The 8,371-nt window shown below is 38.6% G+C and carries 6 protein-coding genes; all 6 read right to left on the bottom strand.

Going from position 1 to position 8,371, the window contains the following annotated elements; genetic code table 11:
- Window positions 1–98: 98 nt before the first annotated feature.
- Entirely contained in the window at window positions 99–1,031 is a 933-nt protein-coding gene (locus H5072_RS06500) for a sugar kinase (RefSeq protein WP_182693052.1), read from the bottom strand.
- Between the two features lie 74 nt (window positions 1,032–1,105).
- Complete coding sequence (locus H5072_RS06495) at window positions 1,106–2,413, bottom strand: MFS transporter (protein ID WP_002962964.1); 1,308 nt, start codon at window positions 2,411–2,413, stop codon at window positions 1,106–1,108.
- A gap of 2 nt (window positions 2,414–2,415) precedes the next feature.
- Window positions 2,416–2,760, bottom strand: a complete 345-nt coding sequence (locus tag H5072_RS06490; RefSeq protein ID WP_002962963.1) for a cupin domain-containing protein — start codon at window positions 2,758–2,760, stop codon at window positions 2,416–2,418.
- A 5-nt stretch (window positions 2,761–2,765) separates the two neighbouring features.
- Complete coding sequence (locus H5072_RS06485) at window positions 2,766–4,982, bottom strand: heparinase II/III family protein (protein WP_182693051.1); 2,217 nt, start codon at window positions 4,980–4,982, stop codon at window positions 2,766–2,768.
- Between the two features lie 5 nt (window positions 4,983–4,987).
- Window positions 4,988–7,246, bottom strand: a complete 2,259-nt coding sequence (locus H5072_RS06480) for a polysaccharide lyase 6 family protein (RefSeq protein WP_182693050.1) — start codon at window positions 7,244–7,246, stop codon at window positions 4,988–4,990.
- Window positions 7,247–7,393: 147 nt separating this feature from the next.
- Entirely contained in the window at window positions 7,394–8,272 is an 879-nt protein-coding gene (locus H5072_RS06475; RefSeq protein ID WP_002962960.1) for an NAD(P)-dependent oxidoreductase, read from the bottom strand.
- Window positions 8,273–8,371: the final 99 nt, after the last annotated feature.

The following is an 8,371-nucleotide window of genomic DNA, read 5'->3' as shown; positions in this document are numbered from 1 at the left end:
AAAATTATGATACATAGTTGCTCTATATAAATAATTTTTAACGTAGTTAGTGAGTTATTTAATACGCTAAGGTGATCATGTTTTTAATAAAATTGGTATCACATGCCAGCTTCAGCCATTGCTAGCTGAAATATATCTTTTGGAGCAATAGCACCTGGTTGCTGTATAACAGTCCCTGCCGCTTTTGCAGCAAGTTGCACGGCGCTTGAAATTGATTTATCAGATAAACGTGCACCTAAGTAAACACCGTTAAAGGCATCGCCTGCTGATGTTGTATCTACAACGTTTTTGGCCGGTACAATAGTGTGGCTTTGAAGTGTATCGCCCTCTTTTGTCACTACCGATTCAGGGCCATTTTTAACAACAATTTCTTCAATTTGGTAAGGCTTTAAATATTCAACAACTGCTTCTACGCTATGAACGCCATAAAGTGTTGTTAAATCTTCAACGCCTGGTAGGGTAATATCTGCAAACGTAAAGGCTAAATGATACTGCTCTTTTGTTTCCTCTACACTATTCCACAAACGTGCTCTGTAATTAGGATCAAAAACGATTTTAACCCCAGCATCTTTAAGCTCCTTTACCACTTTCCAAAAGTCTTCACGTGCACTTTCTTCAATTATTGCTAATGAAATCCCTGAAAAGAAAAACATATCACCTTGGCTAAGCTGCTCGAGTGCATCAGCATCTAAAAAATCAACAACCTTTTTAGCTGCAGAATCATTGCGCCAATAAATAAAGCTACGCTCACCATGCTCATCAGTTTCTATGTAGTACATACCAGGTACTTTAGTGTCGTGAGCAAATACAAGTTGCGTATTTATTTGTTCACTTTCAAAGCGTTCTAGCATTTTTTTACTTAAATTATCTTGACCTAAAGCCGTAACAACCGAAGTAGTAACCTGCGGGAAGCAACGTTTTAAATACACTGCAGAATTATAAACATCGCCTGCAAATGATTGGTGCAGTGTTGCCGCGCTCATAGCTCTAAGCTCGACCATGCATTCACCGATAAAGTAAATATTTTTCATCTTGGAAGTTACCCTATGTAGTTAACTGCTATGCACTTATACAAAATATGTTGGCATAGCAGTTATTATCTAGATTATTGAGGCTTTTTAAGAGGTTCTATTTTTGGAATTAAAATCCAAACAGCTGCCATTGCTATGATGGCTAAAGAAGCACCAATTACAAATGCTGGTGTGTAGTTACCATCAGCAGTAAGAAAAGGTACTAACGATGTAAGACCTACAGCACCAAGTTTTGCCGCCATACCAGAAAAACCTGATAATGTACCCACTGCTTTTTTTCCTAACAAATCACTTGGTAGTGTTTGCACGTTACCAATTGCAGTTTGAAAACCAAATAAGATAACAGCCATAATTAGTACTGCTGTTGTTGGTCCGCCTGGATTTGCCATTGCAAGTAGCGCTGGTAACATAATTAAACAACCCAGCGTAATAGTAAGCTTACGTGTTTTATCTGTATTCCAACCTGCTTTAAGCCTGTTTTGTGCCAATAAGCCACCAAACCAAGCACCAAACATAGCGCCAACATAAGGTACCCAACCGTATATACCAATAGATTTAACATCCATACCGTATACTTCATTTAGGTAAATAGGGATCCAAAAAACAAATAACCACCAAATTGGGTCAATTGCGGCAGAGGCAATGATTACACCCCAGCTTTGCTTACGAGAAAGTAACTCAGCAGTTGTAGGGTTATATTCCTCTTCGTCTTCACCAGTTACATCACCGTTGTCATCAACACGTCTTTGACCCGTTAAGATATATTCACGTTCTTCGGCAGTCAGCCAAGGATGTGAGCTAGGCGGTGCTTTAACTAAAATTAACCATGGAACTAACCAAAGGAAACCTAATGCACCAACAAAAACAAACACCATTTGCCAGCTAAAGTAGATAGTTAAATAAGCAATTAAAGGAATAGCAATAATGCCACCAATTGCGGCGCCAGAGTTAAAAATACCCTGTGCTAAAGCACGTTCTTTAGTAGGGAACCATTCTGCGTTACCTTTAGCTGCACCAGGCCAGTTACCGGCTTCTGCTACACCTAAGATTGCGCGAAAAATACTAAGACTAAGTACACCTTGTGCAAATGCATGCGCAACGGTTGCAATAGACCAAACACCTATTGATAGTACAAAACCGAAGCGTGTGCCCACCCAGTCAAATATTTTACCAAAGATTGCCTGACCAAATGCATAGGCAAATACAAACACAATAGAAATATTAGCGTATATTTGTTTGCGTTCTAGCGCTGATTCATCAGGAAATAAATCTTCAACAATGTCCGGCCAAAGCACACTAAGTGCTTGGCGGTCGATATAGTTAATAATGGTAGCTAGCGCTATTAGCGCTATAACCCACCAACGTAAGCCTTTAAGTTGCATAATTAATCCTCAAGAAAGTCTTCACGCGCTGGGCTAAAAGTATCAATCAGGATTCCGCCTGTTGGGCAGGTAGCTCCATGATCAGCAAACGGTGGGATTAAGCAGCTATCACCCGGTTTTAAGATTTTAGTTACGCCATCAATGTTAAAGTGAAACTCACCTTCAACAACATACGTTACTTGAGAATGTCTGTGAGCATGGTTATAACCAATAGCCCCTTTCTCAAACCAAATTTTAACAGCCATTAGCTCTTCGTTATAACCTAGCATTTGACGTTTTAGACCATTTCCTAAGTCTTCTATTTCGGTCTCGTTACCAAATGAAAAGTTTGCGCTTTGCTTTTGCATCCTATTTACTCCTGATTATTGTTCATCATATAAACGCCTAATCGGCCATTTAAAGTGAACTCTTTATTTTGATAATTGAATGTGTTTTTAGCTGATGTTTGTGCTTTATTAATTGCCACTAAATATGAGTTGCCTTTAATATCAAGTTCAACAAGTATTAAATCGCCCTGCTGACTATATTCAAGCTTTGTAACTCGACTAACAGCTTCTAGGGTATATTCTTTACTTGGGTTGTACTCACCATGTGGCTCTAATACAGATATAAACTTATGTTGCTTTTGCCCCTCAACACGACGAATAAAACCATTTTCGTTGCGTAAATTAAAGTGAGGGTCATTTGCGCCTATTTGAGTAAACAAGAAAGACTCATCACCTTTTACCAAGCTCGTTTGCGTATAAAAACGACCATTTTCGTTTAGCCACGTTACTTTAGCTAAACCACTTTGAGGTTGCGCTTGAGCTTTAAGCCATAAATGTTGGTAGCCATTTTTAGTACCTAGCGCAGACAGCTGTGCTGCATTTGCTTTTAACTCAAAGCTGGTATCGATAAGCTGACCTTTATAATGCAAAGGCAGGTCAAGCTGATGCGCTTTATTTGCAGCAACATCAAATATATCAAGTGCAACTGTGCTTTGTAGTTCAGGTAAGTTAATAAGTGCAAGCGTACGCTCAAGATCTACGCCTTTATAAGCTGTGCTTATTTCGCCGCTTGAAACCGTGCCGTATTCATTTGTTTCGAAAAAGTTAAGTGTAGGGTAATTACTATTTCCTACTTCAACATTTGCATTAAAATGTGTTGTTTCGTCGACCACTACCGTATTGTGCGCAACAGTGTGTTTTGCGTAAGTTTCGTTTTCAGGTAAATAACGACCGCCGTATTTAGCTTCTACATTTAAAAAACGTGCTGCGCCATAATCAGATACAATTTCATTTCCGTGGTCGTAAAACTGCCATGTTAATTTATCAAAATGACCATGGCCCAAACCTTGTGCAGCAGGTTTAAACAGTAGCGCTTGATCGCCACCTACCTGCGTTCTCATTACAACTAAAGCACCTTGTTTACCGTCATTACCATCACCGAAGGCAACGGATTTAAACGAATAAGGTTTTGCCATGTTGTTATCAAGTGCTTGAGCTACTTTTAGCCCATCACCAGAGAGAATTATTTGGTCTTGTTGCTTAGCAATATCTAAATAACCTGCATCGTTGGTTAAGCCGTACGCTGCCGTTACACCATTTACTAACTCAATGGTATCGATGCCTTTACTTTTTATTGCATCGTTAATTGGGAAGAACAAACCGTTGTAGCTAAGTTGAATCGTCGTATCAATCGCTTTTAATAATATGCCATCGCGATATTCAAATATTTTTCTTTGTGGTTCGTTGTTTTCAATCGCTTTAGCAAACGTTACAAATGGTAATAGTGCAAAGCGTTGATAGTAAGGACCTTCGTTATAGTAACCTTGTGGTGAAAACAGCATCTCTAGCTGCTTAATAAAGCCACCCTTACCCGACTTTTCTAAATCGTATAATGATTTTTCTACCCACTCAGGTTCGCCTAATACATACCCAGCCATGCCAACACCCGCTGTTGCCCATGTTCCATGGTTATGTACTTTATTAAATGTAGACGGTTGGCCTACAGATGTGAACAACGAAACAGGACGGAGTAAGTCATTCTCGATTGTTTTAATATTATCGGCATTTAACGAGTCATGAATTAGATCATAAGCTTGTATTGTGTACACAAGCCACATTGCTTCATTTAGGCTTTGCCAAAAAAACTTACCTGGATTTTGCGAGTCCATTTTACGTTTTGGATGCAGACCAAGCGTTGGGTATAATTTTGCGTACTCAAGCAACATATCACGAACATAGTTTGCGTATTTATCATCTTGGCTTAATTGATAAATAATGCCCGCGTTGTACATAAGTTGGTAATTTTTCTTATGGCGCTCATGTGTATAACCACCACCGCCATCTTTTGGAACGGGTACAGTGATAGGCTTTGCAATTTGTTCATCTACTTGCGTTTTTAGCGATTCAAACGCGTTAGCAAACTTTTTGCTACTGTTGCTACTAATTGCTTGGCGCATTTGCTTAACATCATCAGTAGTAATTACTAAGTTTGGGTGCGCTGCATGCGCACCCAATGATGTAAGTAATGTAAGTGCTGCTACAGCAGCTATTTTAAAACCTGTTTGGCATTTTAATAAGTGCATAGTATTTACCCTGCCTTATTTAAAACGTTGTTATTTTTTAATACTGCCGTATGCGGGCCTTTAACTCTTAGCTCTTTCACACTTGGTGCTTTAGTGGCATCAAATGTATTGCCTGAGATTTCAGTTTTAGGCTCGCCTACTGTGTGCTCTACAACAATAGGAGCAGTTTTAACAAATCTATTATCTTTGATATTAGTAACCTGAACACCGTGAACATAAATGCTCGCTTGCTCTTTGTTACGCTTACCAAGGCCAACGTTATTAAGCGTGTTATTTGTCATTTCAAAATGAGGACCAAATGTACTTTCATCAGTGCCACCACGGTAAAGCTTAACTATGCCGCCTTTTACATCATTAAATGTATTATCATTTACAATAACGTATTCCGCGTTATAAACACCTAAGTCTTCAATTTCAGTATTTAGACGTAAAATGTCACCTGTTACTGTATTAAAGGTATTACCTGTAACAATAATTTCGTCAGCCATTGCACCTTTACCAGTGATAAAGAAATGGAATGAATGATTAATATCTAAAGCATTTAACTCTGAGTTGGTCATTACAAAGCGGTAATTATCAACCATACCCCATTTTTGCGTGCGAACAATGCTGTTACCTATTGCATCTGGCGCGTTTTCACCTGAAATTGATAAACCATCTAGTTTTAAGCTGCCGCCATCATGTATTTCAAACAAGGTAGAGCGTTGAAAAGTAAGTTTAGACTTTGCGTTCTGCTTCGCTTTAATTGTCAACGTTTTATCAATTTTAACCAGTTTAGACACATCATACTGGCCAGGCGCTAGTTCTAGAACATCGCCCGACTCTGCATTATCAATAGCATCTAGTAATGCACTTACATCAGCTTTAACAGAATGTGTCTTACCAGAATCAAAATCAACTAAAGCAGGTACTTTTGCATACCAACTAACACCGGTATCTTCTTTTTTAAGTACTTTTAAATCGCGCTTTGCACCTACATTTAAACTTTTAGAGGTTGGGTAAAGTAGACCATTACTTGCTTTTTCAAGCGTGATTTTTTCTTTTTTTACACCGTACGTTAGCTCAGAAAGCACTTTTGTATCTGCAATGTTGTTACTTAATACTAACCCACTTACATCGTCGAATGCTGTAAATGGCTGTTCACCATCTTGGTTTATGATTAAGTTGTTTTTCATTACGCTATTTTTTGGGGCTGCGCTACGCTCAGCATCGCTACCTGCAGCAAGTTGAATATGACGCACATTTATAAATGTGTTGTTTTCAATCGTCGCATTTTCTACTTGGTGATAACGATTAATAGATGAATTTGGTACGCCGTTCATTACAGTAAAACCACTGCCAAAACGATAGCCTGTTAGGCCTTGTAGGTAGTTATTTCTTACAATTTGATCTTTATTGATAACGCGGATACCACCTGTGTGATCAACACCATTACCAATGAAGATATTTTCTTCTATAAGATTGCCGTTACCATGGCGCAGCGTTAATGTACCGCGCGCTTCATAAAATACGTTATTACGAAGGATGTTTTTACCTGACTTAACCGAAACAATTTCGACTTCACCATTGGTACGTTCAAAGTAATTATTTTCAACCAATGTATGCGAATCAGTTAGTGAGTAATGGCTTGTGCCAATACGCAGGGTTTCACCACCGTTAGAACCAAAAGTTGGACGGTAGCCAAAATAGTTGTTATCTATACGATGATAGTTTTCCTGGCTTGCTTTAGTGTTTAAACGAACAGCAACTGTCACACCTTTATTTCGTTTGCCAACTAAATGACTATGATCAAAGCGGTTATGTTGTCCATATAAGGCAACCCAATAATCAGACTCTCGTTTGTCTGGATTACTGTAATTATCGATTACTGTTTGAGTAACTCGTGAATTGTAGGCTAATTCATTTTTATTTTTACGAAATTCTATTACAGCTGAGCTCGGTGTGTAGCCGTCTTTAAATACTAAACCAGAAGCTTCAAGGTATTTACCTGCAAGTCTTAGGTTAGATTGACCTGATAGAATTACTTTTCCGTTAGTTTCAGCGGTTAATATAATAGGAGAGTTTTTTGTACCTTGGCCTTCAAGTAAAATTTCGAAGTCAGACCAAGTACCATTTTTAAGTACTACTTTGTCGCCAGCAACTAGATTAGCTGCGATATCATTAAAAGCTTGTTTATTTTCTATAAAATAATCTTTGGCCGCTACTTGTGTGGATATGCAACCGATGAGAACTAGACTAAGCTTTATTGTATTAATCAAACGCATAGTTAACTCTTTTTCGTTGTGACTGAAAGTAGTGCTTCATCAGAATTAAAAAAAGCTGACATTGCACAAAGACTTTAGTCAATTGGTGTCATGTGTGTTAAAGCGCTTTAAGTTAAAGCTCAAAGCGCTCAATAAGGTCGAGAAGTATTACTTTTCTAACTTTTTGAAGTAATCAAAAATTTCAGGAACGTTACCTTGACCCATACCAGCGTCAAACGCTGCTTGTAGGTTAGCTGATGAACCTTCAGCGATTTTTGATTCAGTACCTAGGTCTTCTACCATTTGTAGGAAGTAGCCTAAATCTTTGTTTGCATTAGCAATCGAGAAACCAAGGTCGCTAACATTATCAACTGCATAGTTTTTACAAAATTGCATAAATGGTGAGTTAGATGGGCCAGTCGACATAATGTCGAAAAGTTGTTGACGGTCAACACCAGCAAGCTCTGCCACTGCAAATGCTTGTGACATAGCACATACTGTCGTCATGCCCATGAAGTTGTTGATAAGCTTAGTTGTATGACCTGCACCTAGCTCGCCAAGATGGAAAACGTTTTCACCTTGATCTTCAAGTACTGGTTTAACTTTATTGAATGTATCAATATCGCCTGCAGCCATAATGTTTAAAAGACCGTCTTTAGCATGTGCTGGTGTACGACCTAGTGGCGCGTCGATCATGCCTGCGCCTTTAGCTGCTAAATCAGCACCAATTTTTTTAGTAGATGATGGGATAGAAGTACCAAAATCAACTAATACTGCACCTTCTTTAATACCCGCTAGGATACCGTCTTCTGCGTAAACAATTTTTTCTACAACGGCAGACGTTGTAAGACAAAACATAACAATATCTGAACCTTCAGCTAGCTCTTTTGCAGTGCTTGCTGTTTTTGCGCCTCTAGCAACACATGCTGCAACCGCATCTTTGCTAAGGTCCATAACAATTAGCTCATAGCCTTTGTTTTGTAAATTTTCGGCCATGTTGCCGCCCATTAAGCCTAAGCCGATGAAACCGATGACTGGTTTTGACATGAATAACTCCTAAATATGTGGCGCATACTTTTATAAGAACAAGTAAAATTTACTCTATAAATACGCTGTGTCTTTTGTTTCAATTTGTAGAGTAACTTT

The organism is Pseudoalteromonas sp. SR45-5 (assembly GCF_014163565.1).
GTDB lineage: Bacteria > Pseudomonadota > Gammaproteobacteria > Enterobacterales > Alteromonadaceae > Pseudoalteromonas > Pseudoalteromonas distincta.
This window is presented reverse-complemented; position numbering and strand designations above follow the sequence as displayed.